Source organism: Neisseria canis, assembly GCF_900636765.1.
GTDB classification, from domain to species: Bacteria; Pseudomonadota; Gammaproteobacteria; order Burkholderiales; family Neisseriaceae; genus Neisseria; species Neisseria canis.
Genome location: NZ_LR134313.1, coordinates 1,094,401 through 1,119,768, shown reverse-complemented (window position 1 = coordinate 1,119,768; position 25,368 = coordinate 1,094,401). Strand labels below are relative to the sequence as shown.

Sequence of the window (25,368 nt, the reverse complement as noted above, 5' to 3'; positions counted from 1 at the left end):
GTTTGCCTGCACCGGATTAGATACTGATTTAAAATATAATAATCAAATATTTATGCTAAATTTATAGTGAATTGCCGATAAATTTTGAAACCTGAAGCAAAAATGAAAGCTTACTATGCATTACGACCATATTTCTTTCCATCTTAACGAAGATTACCCCGCCGATTTACCACGCAGCCACGCGGCACATCATATCGGCTATTATTATGCATGGGCGGTTTCCCAAAATTTAAACAGCGCTGCGGCTGCGGCGCTTCCTGATTTCGAATTATTGAAAAGCGGCAACATATCCGGTGCTCAATTTATATTGGAACAACTTGGCGGAGGTATTGATGAAACCTGCTTCAATGAAACCGGCAACCGCTTTACCCTCTTCTATTATGACGATGAAGAAGATGGCTACGGCATGTTTATCGAAGATTATTTTTTAGTCTTGAATATTGAAGACGAAAACGGTTTTTATCGAACAGAAAACACACAGTTCAATCAAAATTTGTTAAACCGCGTATTTCAAACAGCCTTTGAGCGCTGGCAAGCTTCATTAAAATAACCTTGCCTGTAACCTCAGATTAAATCAATCTATGGACAAAAAAATATTCAAAAAGTGGCACAAGGCTCTTAAGCACGCAATCCAAACCCGGCTGATCCAGATAGGCAAAGCTTTATTGGATCGTGCCCCGAAAACTGGCCATCCGCACACGCCTCAAAACCTACAATCCGTTTTGTTTTTGCGGCCCGACGGCAAAATCGGTGATTATATCGTCAGCTCATTTGCATTTCGCGAACTGAAAAAAAGCAATCCGGCCATAAAAATCGGTGTAATTTGTACCGAAAAAAATCAAGATTTATTTCAAAACAACCCATATATCGACCACTTTTACTTGGTCAAATCCAAAAGCATAGTAAGTTACTACATCACAGGCAAAAAGCTGGCAAGGCAATATCAAATAGTCGTTGACCCCACCGTGTTTACCCGAAACCGCGACTTGGTGCTCTTACGCGCTTTGGCGGCCCAATACAATATCGGCTATCTGAAACAGGATTACCGGATTTTTAATTTAAACATTCATGAACCGCTGTTGCACACTTCGGAAACCTACAAACGTATTCTTCAATTATGCGGTCTAAACAATATTGACACACGATACGACATACCTGAGCCTACCGACCAAACCGCTGTTACCGCTTTTCTAAACCGCCATCAGTTAACAAACTATTTGGCCGTGAATTTTTTCGGTGCTGCCAATTCAAGAAGGTTCAACCAAACACGGATAGAAGAATTTCTACATTATTTTCAACAATATTTGCCGGAGAAAAAAATTGTACTGCTTACCTACCCGGAAGTAACGGCGCGCCTGCAACCCCTGTCTGAAAAATATGAAAATGTATTTATCTATACCGGCACCCGTTCTATTTTAGATAGTGCAGTATTAATTAAACACGCTGATTGGGTAATTTCCCCGGACACTGCAATCATTCATATCGCTTCAGGGTTTAACAAAAAAATCATCGGCTTTTACCCGGATAATGCCGAAAATACGGCATACTGGTACCCAAACAGTACCAATGAAACCCATATGCTGTTTTTTAAAGAACACATCGACGAAATATCTCCCCAGCAACTTCCCCCTATCCGATAAACCGATTCCCTCAAAAGGAGAAGCCCATGTCGTTCAGCCAAGAAGCTTGGAAACGCAACCAAGATTTATATCAAGCCACTTTGAATTTGCCGTTTAATCAAGAATTGGCTAAAGGTACGTTGGACAAAGACGCGTTTTGCCATTATGTGATTCAAGACGCCCACTATCTCGTGGCATACGGCAGAGCGTTGGCAGTGTGCGGCGCAAAAGCTTATGATACAGACGACATTTTGCAGTTTACCGATGCGGCGCGCGGCGCGATTGTTGTAGAACGCAGTCTGCATGACGGCTTTATGCAGCAATTCGGCATTACCAAAGAGCAGTTCGAACATACCCCGCTCACACTCGCCTGCCATCATTACACTTCATACCTGCTCGCTGTTGCATGGTCTGAAAGCTATCCCGTCGTGCTGGCCGCGCTGTTACCCTGCTTTTGGATTTACGCCGAAGTGGGTAAAGACATTTACGACAAATCCGCCCCCGGCAACCCTTACCAAGCCTGGGTGGACACTTATGCGGGCGAAGAATTCAATGCGTCCGTGCGCCGCGTGATTGAAACCGTAGACAAAATAGCCGCAGGTTGCGACGGCTGCACGCTGCAAAAAATGCACGAAGCCTATACAATGGCGGCCAAGCTGGAATGGCTGTTTTGGGACAGTGCCTACCGGCGGCAGCAATGGCCGGGTTTGGATAAGTTTTCAAAACCTTGAAGCGGAAAACATTGCCCATGCGGCAACCAACGGCTTTTTCAGACAGACATTTTGGCCGCAAGTAGAAGACAATACAGATAATATGGCGGCTGATTGTGCTACTGCTTTAGCAAATTATTCCCTTTTAAGCTAAAGGCCCGGCAACACCGCAGCAAAGCTAAATTGATTGGCCATCCATGACAAACCGCCACTTATCAGCCCCAAGCTCAATATCAAACAGAAAGACAATTCGGATGAAATTGATTATTCTCGACCGCGACGGCGTGATTAACCAAGACCGCGACGATTTTGTGAAATCGGTAGACGAATGGATACCCATTGAAGGCAGTATGGACGCGATTGCGTTTCTCACCGAAGCCGGTTACACCATTGCCGTAGCCACCAACCAATCGGGCATCGGACGCAAATATTTTACCGTGCAGGAGCTGACCGAAATGCACAGTAAAATGCACCGCCTGGTGCAGCAGGCAGGCGGGCAGATCGACGGCATCTGGTTCTGCCCGCACACAGCCGAAGATCACTGCATCTGCCGCAAACCCAAGCCCGGCATGGTAAACGACATCATCGACCGCTTCAACGCCAAACCGGAAGAAACCTATATGGTGGGCGACAGCCTGCGCGATTTGCAGGCGATAGAGGCTGCCGGCGGCAAACCCATTCTGGTGCTCACCGGCAAAGGCAAAAAAACCTTGTCCGAACAAGGCGACCAATTGCCCGACCAAACGCAGGTTTTCGATGATTTGATGGCATTTTCACAATATATGATGCAAATGAAATCAGAGCAAAGCGCATAATCAAGCCTGTTTGATTGTCCGTTTGCTACCAAAGAAGGAACAATATGCTGCTTATCCGAAATTTAATTCACTGGCTGATATTGTGTGTCAGCGCCATCATCATGTTTGTTTTGGTGCTCCCTGCCGCCCTGATCCCTCGCGGCGCCAACCAAATCGGCAAAGCGTGGGCAAAGGTGTTGCTTTGGTCGCTGAAAAACATTGTCGGCTTAAAATACGAAGTGCAGGGGCGGGAAAACATTTCAGACAGGCCTTCCATTATCTGCTGCAAACACCAAAGCGGCTGGGAAACGCTGGCCTTACAGGAAGTGTTTCCCCTGCACGTTTATGTGGCGAAAAAAGAGCTGTTTAAAATCCCTTTTTTCGGTTGGGGTCTGAAAATTGCCAAAACCATAGGCATCGACCGGAAAGCAGGCTCAAAAGCGGCCGCAGATATGTTCAGGCAAGGCAAAGCGCGCAAACAAGAAGGCTTTTGGATTGCCATTTTTCCGGAAGGCACACGCATCAAACCGGGCGAGCGCGGCAAATACAAAGCGGGCGCGGCGCGCATGGCCAAAATGTTGGAAATGGACATCGTGCCGGTTGCGGTAAACAGCGGCGAATACTGGCCGCGCGATTCTTTCCTCAAATACCCCGGCACCATCAAAATGATTATCGGCAAACCGATTGCTTATAATGCGGCCGAAGTGGATGAGCTGACGGCCATGTGTGAAAATTGGATTGAGGAGCAAATGCAGCTGATCAGCGGGCAAGGGCCGTGTTACAGCCCCAAAGCCCGATAAACCATTCAGTCCGATACGATAATGCCTGTCTGAAAACTTCAGCTTCGCAGAAAACGCGTTGCTTGTTTTCAGACAGGCATATTTTGTTTCCTATACTGCCTATGCTCTTCATACTCGGGCTTGACCCGAGTATGACGGTATCTTTAATTATATAAGTGGATTGACTATATTGATAAATCGATTTAGCTCAGAAAAATATAGCCAATCAACACACTTTTAATACAAGGCAGCAAGCCGAAAAAAGCACAGATGGTACGGGAATAATTGTGTTGCCGCTTCAGCAGCTTACAAAATCGTTCTCTTTGAACCAAGGCACAACAACGCCATAGTAAAAGTTAAGTTGATTAACTATACGTCCTGCTTCACCCCGCTCTCCAAAACACAATGCCTGTCTGAAAACACCTTTCAGACAGGCATTCGCCATTTAGCGGTTACTGTTCACCCATTCTATAAACTCATCCGCCTTCACAAAGCCCAACAGCGCTTCGCTGCGGCTGCCGTCGCCTTTAAGCACAAACACACCCGGCGGGCCGTATAAACCGTATTCTTTCAGCAGCGCTTGATGTTCAGGCGTATTCGCGGTGACATCCGCCTGGAAAAAACGGCTCATATCCACGGCTTTGTGCACTTTAGGCTGATTCAGCGTTCTCGCTTCCATCTCTTTACAGCTCACGCACCAGTCGGCGTAAAAATCCAGCAGCACAGGCTCGTCGGGCTTTTCTTTCAGCGCCATCTCCATAGCCGCTTTCAGCTCACCGATATCGGTAAACTTCTCACCGAACACATGCCCTTTTTCCACAGGCGGATGCAGCGTTAAAAACTCATGCAGCGCAGTGGTTTGGTTTTGATAGCTTTGAAAGCCGAACCACAAGCCGCCTGCCAACATCACACCGCCCAATACGGCGCACACTTTGCGCATCGCTCCCTGCGTGTACATCACCCGTGCCAACAGCATACCTGCAGGAATCACCAGCAGCAGGCTGTATAACGTAATCACCACCGGATAAGGCAAAAACGGGCTGGCGATATACAAAGCAGCGGCCAACAGAATGATACCGAACGCATATTTGATTCCGTTCATCCACACCCCTGCCCTCGGCAACACATGCCCGCCGAACGTACCCACCACAATCAGCGGCGCACCCGTACCCAACGCCAGCCCATACAGCGCCAAACCGCCGAGCACACCGTCGCCCGTTTGACCGATATAACCCAAGGCACCAACCAGAGGCGGCGCCACACAAGGGCCGACAATCAGTGCGGAAAGCATGCCCATGCCGAACACAGAAGCCAATCTGCCGTTGGAAAGCTTGTTGCTTTGGTTTTGAAAATAGCTTTGCAGCGCAGCCGGCAGCTGGATATTGAACAAACCGAACATGGAAAGCGCAAGCAGCACCAGCACACCTGCCGCCGCCAACACCACCCATGCCTGCTGCAGCCAAACAGTCAGCAGCGAGCCGGTCAAGCCCGCAATCACACCCACCACAGTATAAGTGAGCGCCAAGCCCTGCACATAAACCATAGACAAAGCAAACGCACGCCCTTTGCCTGCCTGCTTATCGCCCACCACAATGCCCGAAACAATCGGCAAAAGCGGATACATACACGCGGTAAAGCTCAAACCCAAACCCGCGATAAAAAACGCCAACAAGTTGGCGCCTAGCGTTTCGCGGGAAATCTTAAAAGGGCTGCCCCCTTTGCTTTTGGACGGCGCAGTCACACCGTCGGAATCCGCGGGCTGCAAAAAGCGGTCTTTGCCGTTTGCCGCAGGCAGGCCTTCCACTTGGTAAAAGCCGTTTCCTTTGATTTCAAACGTATTTTCAACCGGCGGATAGCACACGCCCACATCCGCGCAGCCCTGATAAGCAAGCTTGAGCTTATAATTTTGCACACCTTTCTGCTTATAAGGCCAAAGCACCTGAGCGGCGTGGTAATACACCGTTTGCTTGCCGAAAAATTCGTCCTCTTTTTCCTTGCCCGGGCTGAACTTCGGTTGATCCAGCAAACCGGGTTCGCCGGCTTCCGCCTGGATTTTGGATTGATAGAGATAATAGCCGTCGGCCACAGCAAACTGCACATCCACCCCTTTGTCACTCACCTCTATTTGCGGCACAAACGCCTGCTCGGGGGGAAGCAGCTTGGAAGCGTCCACCGCATAAGCGGCTTGCGCCAAAGCAAAAAACGCGATTAAGAAACCCAATATTTTTTTCATTGTGTTGCCTGTTTCTTGGTTTTAAACCACTTTCTAACTAAAACACCGCTATTATCCTGTTTGACACAGCAAAATGCCATCATTCAGTTAAATTTTTTCTGAAAATTTCAATTTATTACCCGCCAAAACTGTAAGAAATCAGGCAGTAAAACGTCGCAACCGCAGATTTTCAAATCCTTATCGGTATGAATGCCTGTCTGAAAGCATTATTTTCAGACAGGCATCTATATAAAATTAAGTAAGGCTGGCTTATTTTTAAGGATACACAATGCAGGCATAAGCCGAATGGTTGTGAATCGATTCGAAATTCTCACTCTCCACTATAAAGCCGGTAATCCGCTTGTCGGAGCGCAGGGCTGCCGCTACGTCGCGCACCATATCTTCCACAAATTTCGGATTTTCATAAGCGCGCTCGGTAACAAATTTTTCATCCGGCCGCTTGAGCAAGCCGTAAAGCTGGCAGGAAGCCTGCTCTTCCACACAGTCGATTACCTCTTCTATACCCACTTCCCCGCCGCCGCACCGGAGCGATACGGTTACATGCGAGCGCTGGTTGTGCGCGCCGTATTCCGAAATTTCTTTAGAACAGGGGCACAAGCTGGTTACCGGCACCAACACTTTCAAACTGTGGCAATAGGCGCCGCCTTTCACTTCGCCGGTCAGCGTAACATCGTAATCCAGCAGCGACTGAATGCCGGAAACCGGCGCGGTTTTTTTGCGGAAAAAGGGAAACGACACGCTGATGCGGCCGGAATCCGAATCGAGCAGCTTTGCCATTTCCTCGGTCAGCGTTTTCAAACGCTCGAAGCCCAAGGCTTCAGTCTGCTGTTCCATCAAAGCCACAAAGCGCGACATATGTGTGCCTTTTTGGTCGGCGGGCAGGTAAACCGTCATCGTGAGGCGCGCAATAGTATGTTGCACGCCTTCGGCGGTGTTGAGCAGGATGGGGAAGCGTAAATCTTTGATGCCGACCTGGTTAATCGGCGTATTGCGTAAATCTTTGCTGCTTTGCACGTCTGCAATAATGGCGTTCATGCGTTATTTTTCCTTTTGATGCGGGGCAACGCCCTTAATATAGGGCGTAAGTATATAACTGCAAGCAAGAAATAGCCATTGAGAATAACTATAACTGCAAACAACCGCCTGCTTGGTTGTCGGCCAAACAAAACGGATTCTCATGCCGGTTTATCATATTTAACGAAACATGGTGCAAAATATGTTTAAATGGCGTTTTACCCAACCATCGGAAGCACCATCATGGATTATCAATTCTCCACCGAAGCCATCCACACCGGATATGATTGCGACGAACACAACCGCGCGATTATGCCGCCTATTTATCAAAACAGCATGTTTGCCATGCACGAAATCGGTGAAAAAATCCCCTACCGCTATTCCCGCCTCGCCAACCCCACGCGCAAAGTGCTGGAAGATACCGTAGCCGCTCTGGAACACGGTTCGCACGGCTTTGCATTTGCCAGCGGCATGGCGGGCATCGACTGCGTGTTCCGCACATTTCTCGCGCCCGGCGACACCATCGCAGCCGTGGGCGACATCTACGGCGGCAGCTATGATCTGCTCACGCAGGTTTATGCCAAATGGGGCGTGAACGTGGTGTTTGCCGACCTCACCCAACCCGAAAACCTCGACCGCATTTTGGCCGAAGAAAAAGTGAAACTGGTTTGGCTGGAAACGCCGTCCAACCCCTTGCTGCGACTGGTGGATATTCCTCTGCTGGCCGCCAAAGCCAAAGCCGCCGACGCACTGGTAGGCATAGACAACACTTTTGCCACGCCTTATCTGCAAAACCCGCTCGATATGGGCTGCGACATTGTGTTCCATTCCGCCACCAAATACCTGTGCGGCCATTCCGATGTGTTGATGGGCGCGGTGGTAGTCAAAACGCCCGAGCTGGCAGAGCCGCTGCAAAGCATGATGGTCAACACCGGCGGCGTGGCGGGGCCGATGGATTGCGCGCTGGTGTTGCGCGGCATCAAAACCCTCGCCCTGCGTATGCAGCAGCATTGCGACAATGCGCTGGAGTTGGCACGCCGTTTGGAACAACACCCTGCCATAGAAAAAGTGTTCTACCCCGGTCTGCCGGGCCACGAACACCACAAACTGGCCGGGCAGCAAATGCGCGGCTTCGGCGGCGTGGTTTCGGTTTATCTGAAAAACGACAGTGTAGAAGCGGCCAACAGCGTGGTTAAAAACATGAAGCTTGTCAAAATGGCCTCCAGCCTCGGCGGCGTGGAAAGCCTGGTCAACCACAGCTATTCCCAGTCCCACAGCGGCATGCCGCCGGAATTGAAACAGGAATTAGGCATCCGCAAAGGCCTGCTGCGTTTTTCGGTGGGCATTGAAGATATTGACGATATTTATCGGGACATCGCCACAGCGCTGGATACCGCGGCGTGATCAAGAACGGAATCAAATGCCTGTCTGAACGCTTTTTCAGACAGGCATAGTTTCATCATTGAAACTTACGTTGCAAAAAACGGCGCACTGCTTGCGGCATTTTGTTTTGCAGCTTCTGCGTATAAACCGCTTCCTTCTTCTGCCACCACACACCGATGCACACAATCAGCAGGCCGATCAGCGTGAGCGAAATCGGAAACAGCCAGCTGTCTTGAAAAATCTTATCGGCCAGATACCAGCAATAACCAAACATGCCAAACGCGCCAAACACGGCAAACACGCGGCGGCGGATCAACACGCCTGTAAACACCATGGCCACGTTAAGCAGAAAATAGCAAAACTTGTTCCATTCGCTGTCGGACTCCATAAAGCTGAGGCCGCCCCAAAACGTAATCACCCCGAAAAGGTACAGCCAAAACGGATAATCACGCTCGCTTTGGTTGCGGAAATCCACCCACAACGCCAGCAGAATCATCGCCGCGCCGAATAAAGCCGAAACCTGCCGCTTGAGCGCCCAATCATAAACCCCGCCGTGTCCGTAAATAATCCAATCGGCAATATCCATCGACATATACCACAGCGTAACCGCCACCGGCATCACCAAAAACGGATAGCGGTAACGCCACAGCATCAAGGCAGCGGCCGCCAGCGTGGCCAGCTCCATCATCAGCCAGCGCCAGTCGATCCAGCGGTGGTAATCACGGTAAGCCATTTCATTATCCGGCCAGAAACCCAATGCCTGCTGCGCGCCGTAAACCGCCAGCGGCACCAACACCACCACAAACGTGGCGCAGATGCCGGCCGGAATGTGCAGACCGCGTTTGCGGAAATATTCGGTCAACGCCATACCTGCCGCGCCGTAAGCCAAACACAGCACCACAATCGCCGAACCGCCAAACGTTTCCCAACCGAGTGTCATAAACAGCGACATCGCACCGATGGCAAGCAGCCCGCCGAGATAATACAAAACATGGGTAAAGCTGAACTGCAGCACATGGCTGTTTTGCTGCTGCCACAACGTCCACAAAGCGTCGGCCTGCTGCCCGTTGATAATCTGCCGCTCCACCGCCTGCTGCAAATGGTGTTTTCTGATCTCCATAGCTTTTTCCTGAATACGAACACTGGGCCGCGTTTAAAATGGTTTCAGACAGGCATAGTTCATCATTGCCTGCTGATGTCTTCCAGCGTACGGCCTTTGGTTTCCTCGCCCAACACCACAATCACCGCCACCACAGCCATCAACACCGCCGTAAACATCACGAAAATCCGCCCGAAGCCGCCCTCGCCGCCGATCATCGCCGCCACCGCCATCGGTGCCACGATGCCGCCGATACGGCCGATGGCGCCGGCCCAGCCGGAACCGAAGGCACGGAAACGCACAGGATACAGCTCGGGCGTATAAGTGTAGAGCACGCCCCACGCGCCCAAGTTGAAAAACGACATCCAGCAGCCCCAAAACATAATCATCGTTACCGAATCGCTGTGGCCGAAGAAATACGCACACACGGCACAGGCAAACAGAAAACCCGCCAACGTAGCTTTGCGGCCGACTTTTTCCACCAGCACCGCCGCTGCGAAGTAGCCCGGCAGTTGCGCCAGAATCATCACCAACACATATTCAAAGGTTTTCACCACCGTATGCCCCTGCTCCACCAGCAGCTTCGGCAGCCAAGTGAAAATGCCGTAATACGAAAACACGATGCCGAACCAAATCAGCCACAGCATCAACGTGCGCTTGGCAAACGGCGCCTGCCACAGCTGGACGAAACGCGGCGGTTCGGTAGAAGGCTGCTCGGCCACCGCAGCCGTTTCCACCACCGGCAAACCGGCCTGCGCTTCAAGTTTGCACACAATTTCATGCGCTTCCCGCACCCGCCCTTTATTGATGAGATAGGGCACCGATTCAGGCAGGAGTTTCCACACGAAAAATGCGTAAAACACGGGCAGTGCACCGATCAAAAACGCACTCTGCCAGCCGTAATGCGGAATAAAGAAATACGACACCAGCGCTGCCGCCAGCCAGCCCAAGCCCCAGAAACTTTCCAGCAGCACGATAAAACGCCCGCGCACTTGCGGCGGTGCATATTCGCTCACCAGCGACACTGCCACCGGCAGCTGCCCGCCCAAACCAAACCCGACCCAGAAACGGAAAAACAACAGGCTTTCAAGGTTCCAGGCGAAGGCGCACAAGCCCGTGGCAATGCTGTATACCACCATCGTGGCGATAAACACATTTTTGCGCCCGATACGGTCTGCCACCCGTCCGCTCAGCACCGCACCCAAAGCCATGCCGATAAAGCCGACGCTGACAATCCAGCCCAATTGTGAAGGTGCGAGATTCCATTCTTTGCCCAGCGTAGCCAACACAAACGACACCATGCCGGTATCCATGGCATCAAACAGCCAGCCCAAACCAATCAGCACCAATAATTTATAGTGGAATTTGCCCGGAGGCAGATTTTGCAGTCGGGTTAAAATATCCATATGATTCCTTTAGAAAAATGCTGCTTGTTTACGTTGATACATTTTATAATACACCGCTTGCAACACATTATCCGCAAACAACCATGAAAAAATTAATGTTTATTTTGTCTGCCGCCCTCTTCCCTGCCTTGGCATGGAGCGAAGTGGAACTCTACGGCACCGTTAAAAGCGGCATCTCCGTTTCGCGAACCCAAACCGGCGGCGGCCCGAAACACACCCGCACCACCGTCAACGACTTAGGCAGCCACATCGGCATCCGCGGCAGCCACCGCATCGGCGGGCAAAGCAGCGAACGGGAATATGCTTCCGCAAACCAACCCGCTGCGAAGCCTTTATCCATGCGGGAACGCGCACGGCGAAAAAAGGAAAACGGTTTTTTAATACCGGATTAGCACTTTGCCGGCCAACCATGTCTATGCCTGTCTGAAAACCGAGCCGCGCATATTAACCCGGCCGCCAACGGCACGCGCTTTCTTTCTATTATAGTTAAACCGCTTGATTTTGATTCAACATCTTCATATTCGGGCTGGATTCGAATAAGGCAGTCAGCAGCCGGATAATGGGCAATGCCTGTCTGAAACCGTTTCAGACAGGCATTGCCCATTTTTCCAAACTCAAACACTAGCTCAAGAGCAGCGAATCGTCGCTCACTTTTTCACCGCGCGTTTTCTCAAACATATCCAGCAAATCGCGCACACCCATGCCTTGGCGTTTTTCTCCCGCCACATCCAGCACAACCTTGCCCTGATGCAGCATCACCGTGCGGTGGCCGTGGTCGAGCGCCTGCTGCATGGAATGGGTGACCATCATGGCCGTCAGTTTGTTTTCGGTAATGATTTGGCCGGTCAGCTCCAACACAAAAGCAGCGGTTTTCGGGTCGAGCGCGGCGGTGTGTTCGTCGAGTAGCAGGATTTTGGAAGGTTGCAAACTGGCCATCAGCAAGCTCACGGCCTGCCTTTGCCCGCCGGAAAGCAAGCCCATGCGGTCGGTGAGGCGGTTTTCCAAACCGAGCTTCAAAATCGAGAGCTTTTCACGGAAAATTTCGCGGTTCGCTTTGTTTAAAGCCGCCCGCAAGCTGCGGCCGCAGCCGCGTTTGTAGGCCAACGCCATGTTTTCTTCAATGCTCAGTTTTTCGCATGTACCGGCCATCGGGTCTTGAAACACCCTCGCCACCAGATTGGCACGCTTGTAGGCGGGCAGGCGGGTTACGTCCGCACCGTCGATATGGATGCTGCCGGAATCCACCGCAATGTCGCCGCTGATGGCATTAAGGAAAGTGGATTTGCCTGCGCCGTTGCTGCCGATTACGGTAACAAATTCACCGTCTTTGATGTTTAAGCTCATGCCGCGTAAAGCCGGGTTTTCAATCGGCGTGCCCGGATTGAAGGTTAAGCGTAAATTTTCTGCGCGCATCATGACAACTGTTTCCTTTTCATCTGAAGCTTTGCTTTGGTTTTGGGCAGCATCAACACCAGCACCACCAACACCGACGTTACCAAGTTCAAATCCTGCGTTTGCAGCCCCAAGCCGGAAAGGGTTTCGCTGCCCATGGCCACCATAATGAAGAGGCGGTAAATCACCGAACCGAGAATCACGGAAAGCGTAACCAACCAGATATTTTTACTCGGCAGCAAAGCTTCGCCCAAAATCACAGCCGCCAAGCCGAACACGATGGTACCCAAACCCGCGCTTACGTCGGCGCCGCCCACCAGCTGGGCAAACAGCGCGCCAGCCATAGCAATCAGGCCGTTGGAAAGCGCCATGCCGAGTAGCACCATATTGCCGGTGGAGATGCCTTGCGCACGCGCCATGCGCGGATTGGCGCCGGTAGCGCGCATCGCCAAGCCTGTTTCGGTAGAAAAAAACCAATCCAGCGCAAATTTCACCAGCAGCACAAACCCCAACAGCACGGCAGAATTCTGCCACATGCCGCTGCCGATAAAGGGGGCAAACAAATCAAACACCGTGCCGCTGCCCAACAGCGGAATATTCGGTGCGCCGCCTATGCGCAGGTTTACCGAATAAAGCGCCGTCATCACGATAATCCCAGCCAGCAGCTGCAAAATCCCCAGCCTTACATGCAGCCACGCGGTAATCACGCCGGAGAGCGCGCCGGCCAAAAAGCCTATGCCCACCGCCAAAAGCGGGTTGATGCCCGCCACCATGCACACGGCGCAGGAAAATGCCCCCAGCGGAAAGCTGCCGTCAGCGGTAAGGTCGGGAAAATCGAGAATGCGGAAAGAAAGCAGCACACCCAGCGCTACCAGCGCATAAACCAAACCGGTTTCAAATGTGCCGAACAAGGCAAGTAAAGACATGAATTTCCTTTTTTATAACCCTGGTAAATACACGTACACAGTAACGCTACCATCAATATTCCGGTTTGACGGACGCACTGTTTTAAGCTGATCCGCCACCAAATGTCGGAACCATTTTCAGACAGGCATTGTAAAAACCCAAAACCGATGCCGGCCGCGTGCCGCATCGGTTAGGGATTGCTTCAATACAAATGCTTATTCAACAATTTCAGCCGCCTGTTTTTTCAAGTCTTCCGGCAACGTGATGCCCTGCTCGCCCGCATGTTTGGGGCTTAAAAACAGATCAAACTTATCCATGCGCAGCGAAGGAATGCTGCCCACCGCTTCGCCTTTCAGAATACGCGCCACAATCTTGCCGGTTTCCTTGCCCAAGCTCGTGTAGTCTATGCCCAAAGCCGCCACCGCACCGCGCTTAACCGAAGCCGTGTCAGCAGCCACCAGCGGCACCTTGATTTCGTTTGCCGCCTTATACATAGATTCATAAGACGACACCACATTGTTATCCAGCGAAGTGTAGATCAGCTGGGCTTTGCGGCCCAAGCTGCGCGCCGCCGTCAACACATCCGTGCTGCGCTGTGCAGGCACGGCAGTCAACGTGATATTCTGCTTGGCCAAGTCTGCTTTCAAACGGTCTAACACCACGGTCGAATTCACTTCGCCCGGGCTGAACACATAGCCCACGTTTTTCAACTCAGGCACCAGCTTTTTCATCAAATCAATCTGCGGCCCAAGCGGCACATCGTCCGACACACCCGTTACATTGCTGCCCGAAGCTTCCCAGCCGGGCACCAACTTGGCCGCCACCGGATCGGTAACCGCAGCATACACAATCGGAATCTCTTTGGAAGCCGCCACCATCGCCTGCGCACTCGGTGTGGCAATCGCCAACACCGCATCGGGCTTGTCGCCGGCGAATTTCTTCGCAATCTGTGCCGCCGTAGCCGGATTGCCTTGCGCACTTTGGAAATCGACTTTCAGGTTTTTCCCCTCCTCAAAGCCTTCCGCTTTGAGCTGCTCCAACGCGCCCTTACGCACAGCGTCCAACGCCGGATGCTCCACAATCGCCGTAATCGCAATGCGCTTATCTCCCACCGCAGGCGCGCCGCCCGCTGCCGAAGCACCGGAAGCAGCCGGAGCCGCGTTTTTTTGTTCTGCGGGCGAACAAGCCGACAATAAGGCCGCCGCCAACACGCTCAAAGGAAGAGAAATTTTGTAAGAAACAGTCATAACGCAGCTCCCAAATAATCTTTAAACTAGCTAAACGAAAATCCATCATAGCCGAAAGCAATTGTTTGTGCTTTAATATATTTAACACTTTCATGGAATATTTTAACTTTTATGATTTATTTTATAATTTTTTATTCCAGTCTAATGATTAGCCAAAAAACAATCGGTCAAGCTTTTTATAAGAACTGAAATAAAAAAGCTTTTTTAATTCGTTTAAAGAAAAAACTGCCAATCCGGATTATTGTATTCTGCATAATTTGTTACCGTTAAACCGGCTCCCTGTAACAGCAACCTCATGTTCGGACATGACCTCGAATATGACGGACATACTGTTTCTTTAATTTGCCCCATCATTTAAGACCAACCAAAACAAATATGCCTGTCTGAAAAGTTTTAACGATGTAGCAACTTTTTCAGACAGGCATACTGCTATAAACCAAGCTTATCTACTGGTTATCCTTTCGCTTTTCCCAAACCTGCATCAGCACCGCCAATCCTTCATTCAGCTGCTTTTGTACATCCTTCGGTATATCTTCCAACAGTTTCTGCTCGTTTTCCACATGCTTGAACACTACTTCTTCTATTAAAGCCTTGCCGCTGTCGGTAAGCTGCACCAGCATGCTGCGCGCATCTTCAGGATTGGGTAAACGGCAAATCCAACCTTGTGCTTCCAAATTCTTCAGGCGCGTGGTCATGGTGCCGGAGGTAACCATCAGCGAGGCAAACAGCTCGGTAGGGGTGAGGGTATACGGACTGCCCGCACGGCGCAAAGTAGCCAACACATCGAATCCTCCGCCGCTCAAGCCGAATTCTGCAAACACGCTATCCAACTGCGGTTGCACCAAAGCGGCACAACGTTTCAAGCGCCCGATTAAAGCCATATTTTCCGCAGCCAGCGCAGGCATTTCCCGCCGCCACTGCGCCACAATCAAGTCCACCGCATCAGGCTGCGTATTATGTGTGTCTGTATCCATCATTACCCTTTAAAGCCTTTTAAAGAATGCTGTTTCCGCCCGGCATTTGATGCCTGTCTGAAAAAATCCCGCTCAACCTCCGATTACCGGAACGGCATCTTGGGATTTCACGCCCGATATTTTACCTTGACTTCAAGATAAAATACCATCACAATCCATTTATCTTGAAATCAAGGTAATTTATGAGCACACGCTTTCCAATCATTCTCCTCACTGCACTCGCGCCGCTGATCTGGGGTTCGACTTATTTGGTCACCACTGAATTTTTACCGCCCGACCGGCCTTTTACCGCTGCTTTGCTGCGCACACTGCCGGCCGGCTTGCTCCTGCTTTTATGGAAACGCGAATGGCCCCAAAAGCATGAAATCGGCAAAGTTTTTTTGCTGGCCGTGTTCAACATCGGCTTTTTCCAAGCCATGCTTTTCGTGTCCGCTTACCGCCTGCCCGGTGGTTTGGCCGCCATTCTCACCTCCACGCAAACACTAATGGTTTTGCTGCTGGTTTGGCTGGTGGGCAAAAGCCGGCCACCTAAAACTGCCTGGATTTCAGCCGTTTTAGGCGTGGCGGGTATTGTTTTGCTGACTTATTCGCCGTCAACAAAGTTTGACCCTATCGGCATTATTGCCGCCCTACTCGGCGCGGCTTCGATGGCGGTAGGTATTTTTTTCTCGAAACATTGGCGTTTCAGCCTCTCCGTGTTGGCCTTTACCGGCTGGCAGCTGCTGCTTGGCGGTTTATGCCTCCTGCCCGCAGCATTATGGCTTGAGCCGCCGCTGCCTGCCTTAAGTGCTGCCAATATAGGCGGCTATGTCTACCTCAGCCTGTTGGGCACGGTATTGGCTTATGTTTTGTTTTTCCAAGGCCTCAACAAGCTGCCCTCTGCCGTGGTATCCGCTTTAGGCCTGCTCAGTCCGATTGCCGCATTTCTGCTGGGCTGGCTGTTTTTAGAGCAAAGCCTGAACACGCTATCCCTAGCCGGTTTGGTGTTGGCCTTATTCTCCATTTTCGGTGTGCAGCGTGCGCTCCACCCCCCTTTAAAAAACAAGGAATCCACATGACCCCGTTTTTCCAGTTATTGCAACAGCGTGTTTCCGCTTACGGTTTTTCAGACAGCCATATCACCGAATCTGAATTACAGTATCTCATCACGGCAGCCTGCCATGCACCTTCGGCTTATCATCTGCAAAACTGGCATTTCACTGCCGTTTGTTCTGAAAAAGCCAAACAGGCTCTATATCATGCCGCATTTTGCCAGCTTAAAATTATGCAGGCCGCCACCGTAATTGTGATTAGCGGCAAGCTTACAGGTTATCAAGATTTAAGCGAAAAACTACGGGATTCCGTTCAGGCAGGCATCATCGATGACGAAACTGCTCAAAGCTGGATTGCCTCTGCACATGCAACCTTTCACAACAACCCGCAAGCCCGGCGCGACGAAGCCATACGCAGCGCCTCACTTGCCGCGATGCCTTTGATGTTGGCTGCCCAAGAGAAAGGCTGGGCGAGCTGCCCAATGAGCGGTTTCGATGTAGAAGCCGTGCGCCAAACTGCAGGTCTATCTGAAAACCTGCTGCCGGTACTGCTCGTTGCCATAGGCAAGGCAGCAGATAGCAAACAAAAACAAAAAATCCGTTCCCGGCCTGAGTTAATAGTGATTTAAGTATCGCCTGTTACCTGTCAAACGCCGCATCTTGCCTCACAAAAAATGCCTGTCTGAAACTTTTTCAGACAGGCATCCTTCTTAATTCCCAAAACCTTATTCCACAACAATTTTCGGAAAGCGGCTGCTGAAATCGCGGCCTTTTCCGGCGATGGCCAAAGCAATCTGCCAGGCAGCGTCGGTATAGATTTTGGCGATTTGGGCATGGTTTTCCTGCAGGGCTTTGGCGCGGCCTTCGTCCATTGCTTCGCGCACCGGCAATGCCAGCGGCAGCTGGCCGAGCAGCGGCACGCCGAGTTTTTCCGCCAGTATTTTGCCGCCGTCGCTGCCGAACACGGCTTCGCTGTGGCCGCAATTGCTGCACACATGCACCGACATATTTTCCAACACGCCGAAAATCGGGATGTTGACTTTTTGGAACATATCTACTGCTTTTCGCGCATCAATCAGTGCAATATCCTGCGGCGTGGTTACCACCACCGAACCGGTTACGGGAATTTTCTGCGACAAAGTGAGCTGTATATCGCCCGTACCCGGCGGCAGGTCGATAAACAGATAGTCCACATCGTTCCATTCGCTTTGAAACAAAAGCTGCTGCAATGCTTGCGAAAGCATGGGTCCGCGCCACACCACGGCCTGATCGGTGTCCACCAGAAAACCTATCGACATCACTTGAATGCCGCCGTCGGCCACCACGGGTATCAGCTTTTTATTGGTTTGATCCGGTTTGCCGTCGGTCACGCCCAGCATGGTCGGCTGACTCGGTCCGTATAAATCGGCATCCAGCACGCCGACGCGCGCGCCCATATTGGCCATGGCGATGGCCAAGTTGGCCGTGGTGGTGGATTTGCCCACGCCGCCCTTGCCCGAGGCAATGGCAATGATGTTTTTCACGCCTTTAATGGTTGCCACGCCGGGCTGCACTTTGTGGGTGGCGATGTCGATGTTTATCTTCACATGTGCATCTTGCGTAAAACCTGCGCGCACCAATGCCTGCCTAATGCTTTCTTTAAGCGCCTGCTCCACCACATGCGCCGCGGGAAAATCGAATTTCAGCAGCACATGCAAACCGTCGCCCTTTTCTTCTATTTTTTCCAACGCCTTGCAGCCGCCCAAAGTCAGTCCGCTGCCGGGAACGGCAACTGCTTCCAAAGCTGCACGCAATGTTTGATTATCAGCCATTTTTAACCTCTTTTTATGTGTATCAATTATTTATGGTAAGATTGTACACCTTGCACCTACGGGTACGAAGCAATTCCTTTGCTTCTTTTCAGACAGGCATCAGCCATCAACGCATAAAAATTTCCGTTTTACTCAAAACCTATAATCACAACAATCATCAGTCGTTTAATAAATTGAGAGAATCATCATGAAATCCGCATTTTCCATTATCGCGGGTATGGCCATATTTGCATGTTCGCACGCCTACGCCGCATCCTGTTTGATTAACGATGCTTCCGGTATGCCGGTTAACGTGCGCGCCGATCCCGACGGCAAACTCCTCGGCCAACTGAAAAACGGCACGCGCGTGCAATCCGACCTTTCCAGCGTGGGCGGGTGGGTGTATATTTCATGGGACAAACCCCTGTTAAACAAAGCAAACAGCGGCTGGGTTTACCGCTCGTTTCTCCGCTGCAACAAATAACACTTTGAAAATTAAGGACACACTATGCGAATGCTGCACACCATGCTGCGCGTGGGCAACCTCGAAAAATCACTTGCCTTTTACCAAGACGTTTTGGGCATGAAGCTTCTGCGCAAAAAAGATTACCCCGAAGGCAAATTTACGCTGGCTTTTGTCGGCTACGGCGACGAAAAAGACCATACCGTTATCGAGCTGACCCACAATTGGGACACGGATGCCTATGATTTGGGCACAGGCTACGGCCACATCGCCATCGAAGTGCCCGACGCCTACGCCGCCTGCGACGCCGTGCGTGCCAAAAGCGGCAAAGTCGTGCGCGAAGCCGGCCCGATGAAGCACGGCACCACCGTGATTGCCTTTGTGGAAGACCCGGACGGCTACAAAATCGAGTTCATCCAAAAAGGCAGCGGCTCAGATACGGTGAAATACGCATAAACCCGGCGCCCCAATCAACAATGCCTGTCTGAAACTTTTTCAGACAGGCATTTACTTTTCCAACCGCTTACTTTTCTCTACCTAATTTATTTGCTGGCGATACACAAGCGCTTAACCGTAAGTCAGATTCGTGGCTTTGCCGCGGAAAGCCCAATAAGCAAAAATGCTGTATCCGATAATAAACGGCACGGTAATGCACACACCAATCAGAGTAACCACCAAAGTCGGCACGCTGGCGGCCGCTTCCCACACGGTAAGCTGCCCGATTACGGCATAAGGATAAAGGCTGATGCCCAAGCCGACGGCGCACAACACCAAAGCCGATATGGTAAGCGCAAAAGGCTGCCAAACGCGGCTGTGCAACACCGCCTCGCTTTGCAGCAGACGTTTGGCGCGCAGCAGGCAGAATGCGCTCAAAATCGGAATGGGCGCAAGCCAGAGCATATTGGGCAAAGTAAACCAGCGCTCGAAAATGCTGTGGCGTATATAAGGCGTGGCCAACGAAATCAAGAGCAAGCAGCCCACCACAGGCCACCAAGCCTGATTGGCCCAGCGGCGGGCTTTTTCTTGCAGCGCGCCTTCGGTTTTCGGCACCAGCCAGCAGGCGGCGAGCAACACATAAACGGCAGGCACGGTTGCCATAATGCCGAGCGAAAAGAGGTAATCCCAAATTTCCGTGCCGAACGCGGTAACATAGCGCCCCAGCATCCAGCCCTGCGTGAGCGCCATGCCTGCCGAGCCGAGCATAAAGGCGATGTTCCACAAATCTTTATGGCTGTCGTCGGCCTTCACGCGGAAATCGAATGCGGCGCCGCGCACAATCAGTGCGAACAACATAAACGTAGCGGGCAGATAAAGATTGCCCAACACAATGGTGTTGGCTTTGGGGAAAGCAATAAACAACACGCCGGCACCGAGCACCAACCAGGTTTCGTTGGCATCCCAAAACGGGCCGATGGAGCCGACCATCACGTTTTGCTCGTCGGCTTTGGCGCGCGGCAACAGCATGCCCACGCCCAAATCGAAACCGTCCAACACCACATACACGGTCATCACAAAACCGAGTAAGCCCAAAAAAATCAAAGGCAGCCAATAATTCCAGTCCATATCATTGCTCCGCTTGTTTCAATTGTTTCACGCCGGGCGGCTCATGCTCGGGATGCTCCGCCATATATTTGAGCACCATCAGGTAAGAAAGCAGCATAGCGGCATAAAGCACCAGATACATCACCAGCGTCAGCCCCACGTTGCCCGAGGGCACAATTCGGGTAACCGCATCGGATATGCGCAGCACACCCTGCACCAAAAACGGCTGGCGGCCGATTTCGGTAACATACCAACCGGCCAGCGTGGCCACCCAGCCGGAAAACGTCATGCCCGCAAACGTGTAAAGCAGCCAGCGCGGCAGGTTGTGCGGCTGCCAGCGGTGTTTACGCAGCTTGAACCAGCCGTACCAGCTGACCAGCAGCATCAACACGCCCATGCCCACCATCACGCGGAAACCGAAAAACACAGGGGCTACGGGCGGCTTGTCGGCAAACTCGCTCAAACCTTTGATTTCGCCGTCCAACTCGTGTGTAAGAATCAGCGAGCCCAGATAAGGCACTTTTACCGCGTAATCCGTGCGCTGTTCCGCTTCGTTCGGCCAGCCGATCAGGGTGAGCGGCACCGGTTTTTCAGTGTGCCACACGCCCTCGATGGCGGCCAGCTTGGCAGGCTGGTATTCTTTCGTGTTCAAACCGTGCGCGTCGCCCGCCAATATTTGCAGCACAATCGCCACCGCAGCAACCGCCAAGCCGGTTTTCATCACTTTGGGCGTGGCCGTGTTGGCCGATTTTTTCAATATCTGCCAAGCCGACAGGCCGACCAGCAGGAAGGAAGCAGTTAATACGGAAGCGAGGATTTTGTGTGAAAAGCGGTAAGGCAGCGACGGGCTGAAAATCACGTCCAGCCAGCTTTTCACATGAATCACGCCTTGCGCGTCCACCCAGTGCCCCTGCGGCGTCTGCATCCATGAATTCAAAGCGAGAATCCAAAAAGCCGACAACAATGTGCCCACGGCCACCACTATCGAAGCCGTCATGTGCACGCGCTGGCTCACACGTTCGCGCCCGAACAGCATAATGCCGAGAAAACCGGCTTCCAGAAAAAATGCCGTCAGCACTTCATAACCGAGCAGCGGCCCTGCCACATTGCCCGCGCGCTCCATAAAGCCCGGCCAGTTGGTGCCGAACTGGAAACTCATGGTCACGCCGGAAACCACGCCCATTGCGAAGGTAACGGCAAACACTTTGGTCCAGAAACGGTAAGCCTGAAGCCAGCCGTCGTCGCCCGTTTTGCCTGCTTTATAGCGGAAATAAACCACAAACCACGATAATGCGATGCTGATAACGGGAAAAAGAATGTGAAAACTGATATTCACCGCAAACTGGATGCGGCTGAGCAGGGAAACGTCCATAACCGGATTCTCCTGTTTTGATGCTTTAAAGAATGAGGGGGAAGCCTGAGCAGATTAAGCTGCCAATCTTTCAGACAGGCATTATATCAAATAAATTTAATATACTAATAAAAATCAAATTTATAGCTTTTATTGAATTATTTTATATAGGATTTTTAGAATTATTATTATTTTAATGATTTTATTTTCAAACCGCGTAATAAATGCACAGATGATACTGATTGCTTAGCAGTATACGCCTTTCGGCGCCGATAAAGTGTTAAAGAAAGCAAGTAATCTTTTCAGACAGGCATCCCGTTCTGCGGCCGGCGGCTAAAAAATGCTATCATCCGTACTTGGACAAACATCAAAAAGGAACCCGCCATGCCCTTGCTGGACAGCTTCAAAGTCGATCACACCCGCATGCACGCGCCTGCCGTGCGGATTGCCAAAACCATGCGCACCCCGAAAGGCGACGACATCACCGTTTACGATTTGCGCTTTTGCGTGCCGAATCAGGAAATCCTGTCTGAAAAAGGCATTCACACGCTGGAGCATCTGTTTGCCGGCTTTATGCGCGAGCATTTAAACGGCGCAGATGTTGAAATCATCGACATTTCGCCGATGGGCTGCCGCACCGGTTTTTATATGAGCCTGATCGGCACACCCGACGAACAAAAAGTCGCCGACGCATGGCTCGCTTCCATGCAGGACGTATTGCAAGTGCAAGACCAAAGCAAAATCCCCGAGCTGAACGAATACCAGTGCGGCACTTACCAAATGCACTCGCTGCTTGAAGCGCAAGACATCGCGCGGGACGTGCTGGCGCGTAAAATCGAAGTGAACAAAAACGAAGACCTCACGCTCGACGAAAGCCTCTTGAAAGGGTAATTTATCCGCCCGCCCAACCGTTTAGTTAATCAACACATTTTTAATACAAGGCAGCAAGCCGAAGACAGTACAGATAGTACGGCAAGGCGCAGCAACGCCGTAGTAAAAGTTAAGTTGGTTAACTATAACGGTACGGCAACCGGATGAATCCGATACCAATCCATGCCTGTCTGAAACTATTTCAGACAGGCATTTTCAATTTAAAAACAAAAATTTAGCAGCTTTGATTGAGTTAAATCAAACGATATGGCTTTATAAAACGTTTAGGATAGCATCAGCGGATGATAAGTTATATATTAAATGCGTGATATAAATTTCCATTGAGGCCAGCCGTTCGAAAGCGGCCCGAAAACCAATAACGACTTTTGAAAACAAGAGAAACAGTGAAGGAACACCATGAACACGTTCAGCAAAACCGTTTTGCTTGCGGTTGTATTGCTGGGTGGAGCCTATGGTGGCAGTAAATGGCTTACCCGGCAGCAAGGCGAAGCGGGTCAAACTGCCGTCGAATTCAACGAAGAAACCATCCGGCGCGGCGAATATGTAGCGAGGCTTTCCGACTGCTTCGCCTGCCACACCGCGCCTTCCAGCCAACCCTATGCAGGCGGCTTGGCGATGCAGACGCCACTGGGCGCGATTTACAGCACCAACATCACGCCCGACAAAGAAACCGGCATAGGCTCATACAGCTATGCCCAGTTTAAAGCAGCCTTGCAACACGGCATCCGTGTCGACGGCACGCCGCTTTATCCCGCCATGCCTTATTTGTCTTACGCCATTATGCCCGATGACGAAATACAGGCGCTCTATGCTTATTTCATGAAAGGCGTCCAACCCGTGAAACAGGAAAACGCCGCCAGCACCATCCCGCCCGTTTTAAACTGGCGCTGGCCGCTGGCTTACTGGCAGGCATGGTTTGCGCCCCAGCGTGATTTTGTAGCAGACAAACGCCACAATGCACAAATCAACCGCGGCAAATATCTGGTAGAAGGCCCCGGCCACTGCGGCGCCTGCCACACACCGCGCGGCGTGGCTTATCAGGAAAAAGCCTTGAGCGAAGACGGGCAGCATTTCCTCAGCGGTGCCGTGATTGACGGCTGGCGCGCCAAAAGCCTGCGCGGCAATGCACGCGGTTTGGCCTCCTGGAAAACCGAAGAGCTGGCCGACTTTTTCGCCAGCGGCCGCACCGAACGCAGCGCCGCTTTCGGCGCGATGGCCGAAGTGGTGGAACACAGCACGCGCTACTGGAAGCCGGAAGACATTCAGGCCATGGCTGCCTATCTGAAAACCCTGCCGCCTGCACCGCATCAGGAAGCCACGCTGCCTGCGAAGCAGGACACCACCACCGCCATGCTGCGCAGCGGCAAATACAACAGCCGGGGTGCGCTGCTCTACGCCGAGCACTGCATGGCCTGCCACCGCGCCGACGGCAACGGTGTGGCACGCATTTTCCCTGCGTTAAACCAAAACAGCGCAGTTTATTCCAAACACCCCCAATCGGTGATTCAGGTTACGCTGGAAGGCGGCCGCACGCCCGACAGCCGGCATGACGCAATGACATTCAGCATGCCCGCTTTCAAACATTTAAGCGATGAAGACATTACCGATCTGGTGAATTTTGTACGCAACGGCTGGAGCAATCAGGCGCCCGAAGTGAGCCGGAAAGAAGTAGCCGAAATCCGCGGTTTCGTCAACGGCAAAGCACCGAATTTTGTTCCGCAAGCCTCAGCAGGAGCGCATCATGAATAAACACGCCATACTGGCCGCCGTCATTTTCGGACTCGGCCTAACCGCATGCAGCGAACCGGCAACCCAACAGGCGGAAGCCGCAAAGAAACCCGGCCGCTACCCCGTCGTTACCGGCGAGGGCGAGCGTAAAAAAGTAGTCGGCGAATACATTGTGCTGCCTGACAGCGATATCGAGAAACAACCCAATGCCGAGCAAATCCGCCTCGGCCAACGGCTGATGAACGACACCAAACGCCTGCTGCCCGAGCATGTGGGCAGCCACATGAACTGCAGCAGCTGCCACATCGCGCAAGGCAAAGTGCCCGGCGGCAACCCTTATATCAACACTTACAACCGTTATCCGCGCGTAATGCCGCGCCCCGGCAAAGAAATTGATTTGGCCGGCCGCATCAACGGCTGCTTCCAGCGCTCTATGAACGGCAAACCGCTGGCCAAAGACAGCGAAGCTATGCAGGCCATGCTCGCCTACATCAAATGGGTGAGCCAAGATGTACCCAAAGGGCAGCGCGTCGATATCGTAAACGCCGTACCTATCGACACCCAACTCGTGCCCAATCCCGAGCGCGGCAAACAGCTCTACGCCCAACACTGCGCCACCTGCCACGGCAGTAACGGCGAAGGCAAGCGCGACGGCACCGGCAGCTACGCCTTCCCGCCTTTGTGGGGCGACGAATCCTTCAACATAGGCGCAGGCATGGCACGCACTTACAAAGCCGCCGCCTTTATCAAAGCCGCCATGCCGATGGGCGCGCAAATGCACGGCATGTGGGGCGAGGGAGGTGTGTTGAACGATCAGGACGCAGTGGACATTGCCGAATATTTCACCCACCAACCGCGCTCCGATTTCGCCGGCAAGGTAAACGACTGGCCTAAAGGCGACAAGCCGAAAGATGCACGTTATTGAGTGCAGCAACGCTTGGCAACATAAAGAATGCCTGTCTGAAAACCGTTTTCAGACAGGCATTGCCTTATATAGCCTTCAATCAACCCATTTT

At 51.8% G+C, this 25,368-nt stretch carries 25 protein-coding genes; 14 read left to right on the top strand and 11 right to left on the bottom strand.

Going from position 1 to position 25,368, the window contains the following annotated elements; translation table 11 throughout:
- Positions 1 to 115 precede the first annotated feature (115 nt).
- The 5 genes from EL143_RS05170 to EL143_RS05150 all read left to right on the top strand — a co-directional run bounded on the left by EL143_RS05170 (position 116) and on the right by EL143_RS05150 (position 3,923).
- Positions 116 to 550 carry a DUF7832 domain-containing protein gene (locus tag EL143_RS05170; RefSeq protein WP_085416520.1) on the top strand — a complete coding sequence of 145 codons (435 nt, stop codon included), beginning with the start codon at positions 116 to 118 and terminating at the stop codon, positions 548 to 550.
- A gap of 115 nt (positions 551 to 665) precedes the next feature.
- Positions 666 to 1,640, top strand: a complete 975-nt coding sequence (locus EL143_RS05165) for a glycosyltransferase family 9 protein (RefSeq protein ID WP_232001355.1) — start codon at positions 666 to 668, stop codon at positions 1,638 to 1,640.
- 26 nt (positions 1,641 to 1,666) lie between these two features.
- Entirely contained in the window at positions 1,667 to 2,350 is a 684-nt protein-coding gene (gene tenA / locus EL143_RS05160; protein ID WP_085416518.1) for a thiaminase II, read from the top strand.
- A 233-nt stretch (positions 2,351 to 2,583) separates the two neighbouring features.
- Positions 2,584 to 3,144 (top strand): D-glycero-beta-D-manno-heptose 1,7-bisphosphate 7-phosphatase, encoded by a 561-nt coding sequence (gmhB, locus tag EL143_RS05155; RefSeq protein WP_085416517.1) that lies wholly within the window; start codon positions 2,584 to 2,586, stop codon positions 3,142 to 3,144.
- A 44-nt stretch (positions 3,145 to 3,188) separates the two neighbouring features.
- Positions 3,189 to 3,923 (top strand): lysophospholipid acyltransferase family protein, encoded by a 735-nt coding sequence (locus EL143_RS05150; RefSeq protein WP_085416516.1) that lies wholly within the window; start codon positions 3,189 to 3,191, stop codon positions 3,921 to 3,923.
- Between the two features lie 424 nt (positions 3,924 to 4,347).
- Here EL143_RS05150 and dsbD read toward each other — a convergent pair whose 3' ends face one another.
- Together dsbD and folE2 are read right to left on the bottom strand one after the other, a co-directional pair.
- Complete coding sequence (dsbD, locus tag EL143_RS05145) at positions 4,348 to 6,135, bottom strand: protein-disulfide reductase DsbD (protein WP_085416515.1); 1,788 nt, start codon at positions 6,133 to 6,135, stop codon at positions 4,348 to 4,350.
- 255 nt (positions 6,136 to 6,390) lie between these two features.
- The gene (folE2, locus tag EL143_RS05140; RefSeq protein ID WP_085416514.1) at positions 6,391 to 7,170 is read right to left on the bottom strand and encodes a GTP cyclohydrolase FolE2; all 780 of its coding nucleotides are present in this window, start codon (positions 7,168 to 7,170) and stop codon (positions 6,391 to 6,393) included.
- A gap of 222 nt (positions 7,171 to 7,392) precedes the next feature.
- On the opposite strand from folE2, the gene EL143_RS05135 reads away from it, so the two are divergent.
- Complete coding sequence (locus tag EL143_RS05135; protein ID WP_085416513.1) at positions 7,393 to 8,553, top strand: trans-sulfuration enzyme family protein; 1,161 nt, start codon at positions 7,393 to 7,395, stop codon at positions 8,551 to 8,553.
- A gap of 55 nt (positions 8,554 to 8,608) precedes the next feature.
- Here EL143_RS05135 and EL143_RS05130 read toward each other — a convergent pair whose 3' ends face one another.
- Positions 8,609 to 9,652, bottom strand: a complete 1,044-nt coding sequence (locus EL143_RS05130; protein WP_085416512.1) for a DUF2157 domain-containing protein — start codon at positions 9,650 to 9,652, stop codon at positions 8,609 to 8,611.
- 62 nt (positions 9,653 to 9,714) lie between these two features.
- On the bottom strand, positions 9,715 to 11,037 hold the full coding sequence (locus EL143_RS05125; protein ID WP_085416511.1) for an MFS transporter: 1,323 nt from the start codon (positions 11,035 to 11,037) through the stop codon (positions 9,715 to 9,717).
- A gap of 83 nt (positions 11,038 to 11,120) precedes the next feature.
- On the opposite strand from EL143_RS05125, the gene EL143_RS05120 reads away from it, so the two are divergent.
- Positions 11,121 to 11,429 carry a porin gene (locus tag EL143_RS05120; RefSeq protein WP_126326638.1) on the top strand — a complete coding sequence of 103 codons (309 nt, stop codon included), beginning with the start codon at positions 11,121 to 11,123 and terminating at the stop codon, positions 11,427 to 11,429.
- Positions 11,430 to 11,658: 229 nt separating this feature from the next.
- Here the strand turns inward: EL143_RS05120 and EL143_RS05115 are convergent, their stop codons facing one another.
- The 4 genes from EL143_RS05115 to EL143_RS05100 form a co-directional block, all read right to left on the bottom strand.
- Complete coding sequence (locus tag EL143_RS05115) at positions 11,659 to 12,453, bottom strand: ABC transporter ATP-binding protein (RefSeq protein WP_085416509.1); 795 nt, start codon at positions 12,451 to 12,453, stop codon at positions 11,659 to 11,661.
- The gene (locus EL143_RS05110; RefSeq protein WP_085416508.1) at positions 12,450 to 13,355 is read right to left on the bottom strand and encodes an ABC transporter permease; all 906 of its coding nucleotides are present in this window, start codon (positions 13,353 to 13,355) and stop codon (positions 12,450 to 12,452) included. Before EL143_RS05110 ends, EL143_RS05115 begins: the two co-directional genes overlap by 4 nt.
- A gap of 195 nt (positions 13,356 to 13,550) precedes the next feature.
- On the bottom strand, positions 13,551 to 14,582 hold the full coding sequence (locus tag EL143_RS05105) for an ABC transporter substrate-binding protein (protein ID WP_085416507.1): 1,032 nt from the start codon (positions 14,580 to 14,582) through the stop codon (positions 13,551 to 13,553).
- A gap of 446 nt (positions 14,583 to 15,028) precedes the next feature.
- Positions 15,029 to 15,559: a MarR family winged helix-turn-helix transcriptional regulator gene (locus tag EL143_RS05100; protein WP_085416506.1), complete on the bottom strand. Its 531-nt coding sequence runs from the start codon at positions 15,557 to 15,559 to the stop codon at positions 15,029 to 15,031.
- Between the two features lie 179 nt (positions 15,560 to 15,738).
- On the opposite strand from EL143_RS05100, the gene EL143_RS05095 reads away from it, so the two are divergent.
- Both EL143_RS05095 and EL143_RS05090 read left to right on the top strand, forming a co-directional pair.
- Positions 15,739 to 16,614 carry an EamA family transporter gene (locus EL143_RS05095; RefSeq protein ID WP_085416505.1) on the top strand — a complete coding sequence of 292 codons (876 nt, stop codon included), beginning with the start codon at positions 15,739 to 15,741 and terminating at the stop codon, positions 16,612 to 16,614.
- On the top strand, positions 16,611 to 17,216 hold the full coding sequence (locus EL143_RS05090; RefSeq protein ID WP_085416504.1) for a nitroreductase family protein: 606 nt from the start codon (positions 16,611 to 16,613) through the stop codon (positions 17,214 to 17,216). Before EL143_RS05095 ends, EL143_RS05090 begins: the two co-directional genes overlap by 4 nt.
- A 96-nt stretch (positions 17,217 to 17,312) precedes the next feature.
- Here the strand turns inward: EL143_RS05090 and apbC are convergent, their stop codons facing one another.
- Complete coding sequence (gene apbC, locus EL143_RS05085) at positions 17,313 to 18,398, bottom strand: iron-sulfur cluster carrier protein ApbC (RefSeq protein ID WP_085416503.1); 1,086 nt, start codon at positions 18,396 to 18,398, stop codon at positions 17,313 to 17,315.
- A gap of 187 nt (positions 18,399 to 18,585) precedes the next feature.
- On the opposite strand from apbC, the gene EL143_RS05080 reads away from it, so the two are divergent.
- Both EL143_RS05080 and gloA read left to right on the top strand, forming a co-directional pair.
- A complete protein-coding gene (locus EL143_RS05080; protein ID WP_085416502.1) occupies positions 18,586 to 18,861 on the top strand; it encodes an SH3 domain-containing protein in 276 nt (91 codons plus the stop codon).
- A gap of 24 nt (positions 18,862 to 18,885) precedes the next feature.
- A complete protein-coding gene (gene gloA, locus EL143_RS05075; RefSeq protein WP_085416501.1) occupies positions 18,886 to 19,296 on the top strand; it encodes a lactoylglutathione lyase in 411 nt (136 codons plus the stop codon).
- Between the two features lie 111 nt (positions 19,297 to 19,407).
- Here gloA and cydB read toward each other — a convergent pair whose 3' ends face one another.
- Positions 19,408 to 20,403, bottom strand: a complete 996-nt coding sequence (gene cydB, locus EL143_RS05070; RefSeq protein WP_085416500.1) for a cytochrome d ubiquinol oxidase subunit II — start codon at positions 20,401 to 20,403, stop codon at positions 19,408 to 19,410.
- A gap of 1 nt (position 20,404) precedes the next feature.
- Positions 20,405 to 21,754, bottom strand: coding sequence for a cytochrome ubiquinol oxidase subunit I (locus EL143_RS05065; protein ID WP_085416499.1), 1,350 nt, complete (start codon positions 21,752 to 21,754; stop codon positions 20,405 to 20,407).
- Positions 21,755 to 22,117: 363 nt separating this feature from the next.
- Between EL143_RS05065 and luxS the strand changes: the two genes are divergently transcribed.
- The 3 genes from luxS (at position 22,118) to EL143_RS05050 (ending at position 25,277) form a co-directional block, all read left to right on the top strand.
- Positions 22,118 to 22,624: an S-ribosylhomocysteine lyase gene (gene luxS / locus EL143_RS05060; RefSeq protein ID WP_085416498.1), complete on the top strand. Its 507-nt coding sequence runs from the start codon at positions 22,118 to 22,120 to the stop codon at positions 22,622 to 22,624.
- A gap of 396 nt (positions 22,625 to 23,020) precedes the next feature.
- Positions 23,021 to 24,373, top strand: coding sequence for a c-type cytochrome (locus EL143_RS05055; protein ID WP_085416497.1), 1,353 nt, complete (start codon positions 23,021 to 23,023; stop codon positions 24,371 to 24,373).
- Positions 24,366 to 25,277, top strand: a complete 912-nt coding sequence (locus EL143_RS05050) for a c-type cytochrome (RefSeq protein WP_085416496.1) — start codon at positions 24,366 to 24,368, stop codon at positions 25,275 to 25,277. The genes EL143_RS05055 and EL143_RS05050 overlap by 8 nt, the downstream gene beginning before the upstream one ends.
- The last annotated feature ends 91 nt before the right edge of the window (positions 25,278 to 25,368 follow it).

Coding starts and splice junctions, on each gene's coding strand:
- EL143_RS05170 (WP_085416520.1), top strand. CDS start 116: ATGCATTACGACCATATTTCTTTCCATCTTAACGAAGATTACCCCGCC.
- tenA (WP_085416518.1), top strand. CDS start 1,667: ATGTCGTTCAGCCAAGAAGCTTGGAAACGCAACCAAGATTTATATCAA.
- gmhB (WP_085416517.1), top strand. CDS start 2,584: ATGAAATTGATTATTCTCGACCGCGACGGCGTGATTAACCAAGACCGC.
- EL143_RS05150 (WP_085416516.1), top strand. CDS start 3,189: ATGCTGCTTATCCGAAATTTAATTCACTGGCTGATATTGTGTGTCAGC.
- dsbD (WP_085416515.1), bottom strand. CDS start 6,135: ATGAAAAAAATATTGGGTTTCTTAATCGCGTTTTTTGCTTTGGCGCAA.
- folE2 (WP_085416514.1), bottom strand. CDS start 7,170: ATGAACGCCATTATTGCAGACGTGCAAAGCAGCAAAGATTTACGCAAT.
- EL143_RS05135 (WP_085416513.1), top strand. CDS start 7,393: ATGGATTATCAATTCTCCACCGAAGCCATCCACACCGGATATGATTGC.
- EL143_RS05130 (WP_085416512.1), bottom strand. CDS start 9,652: ATGGAGATCAGAAAACACCATTTGCAGCAGGCGGTGGAGCGGCAGATT.
- EL143_RS05125 (WP_085416511.1), bottom strand. CDS start 11,037: ATGGATATTTTAACCCGACTGCAAAATCTGCCTCCGGGCAAATTCCAC.
- EL143_RS05120 (WP_126326638.1), top strand. CDS start 11,121: ATGAAAAAATTAATGTTTATTTTGTCTGCCGCCCTCTTCCCTGCCTTG.
- EL143_RS05115 (WP_085416509.1), bottom strand. CDS start 12,453: ATGATGCGCGCAGAAAATTTACGCTTAACCTTCAATCCGGGCACGCCG.
- EL143_RS05110 (WP_085416508.1), bottom strand. CDS start 13,355: ATGTCTTTACTTGCCTTGTTCGGCACATTTGAAACCGGTTTGGTTTAT.
- EL143_RS05105 (WP_085416507.1), bottom strand. CDS start 14,582: ATGACTGTTTCTTACAAAATTTCTCTTCCTTTGAGCGTGTTGGCGGCG.
- EL143_RS05100 (WP_085416506.1), bottom strand. CDS start 15,559: ATGATGGATACAGACACACATAATACGCAGCCTGATGCGGTGGACTTG.
- EL143_RS05095 (WP_085416505.1), top strand. CDS start 15,739: ATGAGCACACGCTTTCCAATCATTCTCCTCACTGCACTCGCGCCGCTG.
- EL143_RS05090 (WP_085416504.1), top strand. CDS start 16,611: ATGACCCCGTTTTTCCAGTTATTGCAACAGCGTGTTTCCGCTTACGGT.
- apbC (WP_085416503.1), bottom strand. CDS start 18,398: ATGGCTGATAATCAAACATTGCGTGCAGCTTTGGAAGCAGTTGCCGTT.
- EL143_RS05080 (WP_085416502.1), top strand. CDS start 18,586: ATGAAATCCGCATTTTCCATTATCGCGGGTATGGCCATATTTGCATGT.
- gloA (WP_085416501.1), top strand. CDS start 18,886: ATGCGAATGCTGCACACCATGCTGCGCGTGGGCAACCTCGAAAAATCA.
- cydB (WP_085416500.1), bottom strand. CDS start 20,403: ATGGACTGGAATTATTGGCTGCCTTTGATTTTTTTGGGCTTACTCGGT.
- EL143_RS05065 (WP_085416499.1), bottom strand. CDS start 21,754: ATGGACGTTTCCCTGCTCAGCCGCATCCAGTTTGCGGTGAATATCAGT.
- luxS (WP_085416498.1), top strand. CDS start 22,118: ATGCCCTTGCTGGACAGCTTCAAAGTCGATCACACCCGCATGCACGCG.
- EL143_RS05055 (WP_085416497.1), top strand. CDS start 23,021: ATGAACACGTTCAGCAAAACCGTTTTGCTTGCGGTTGTATTGCTGGGT.
- EL143_RS05050 (WP_085416496.1), top strand. CDS start 24,366: ATGAATAAACACGCCATACTGGCCGCCGTCATTTTCGGACTCGGCCTA.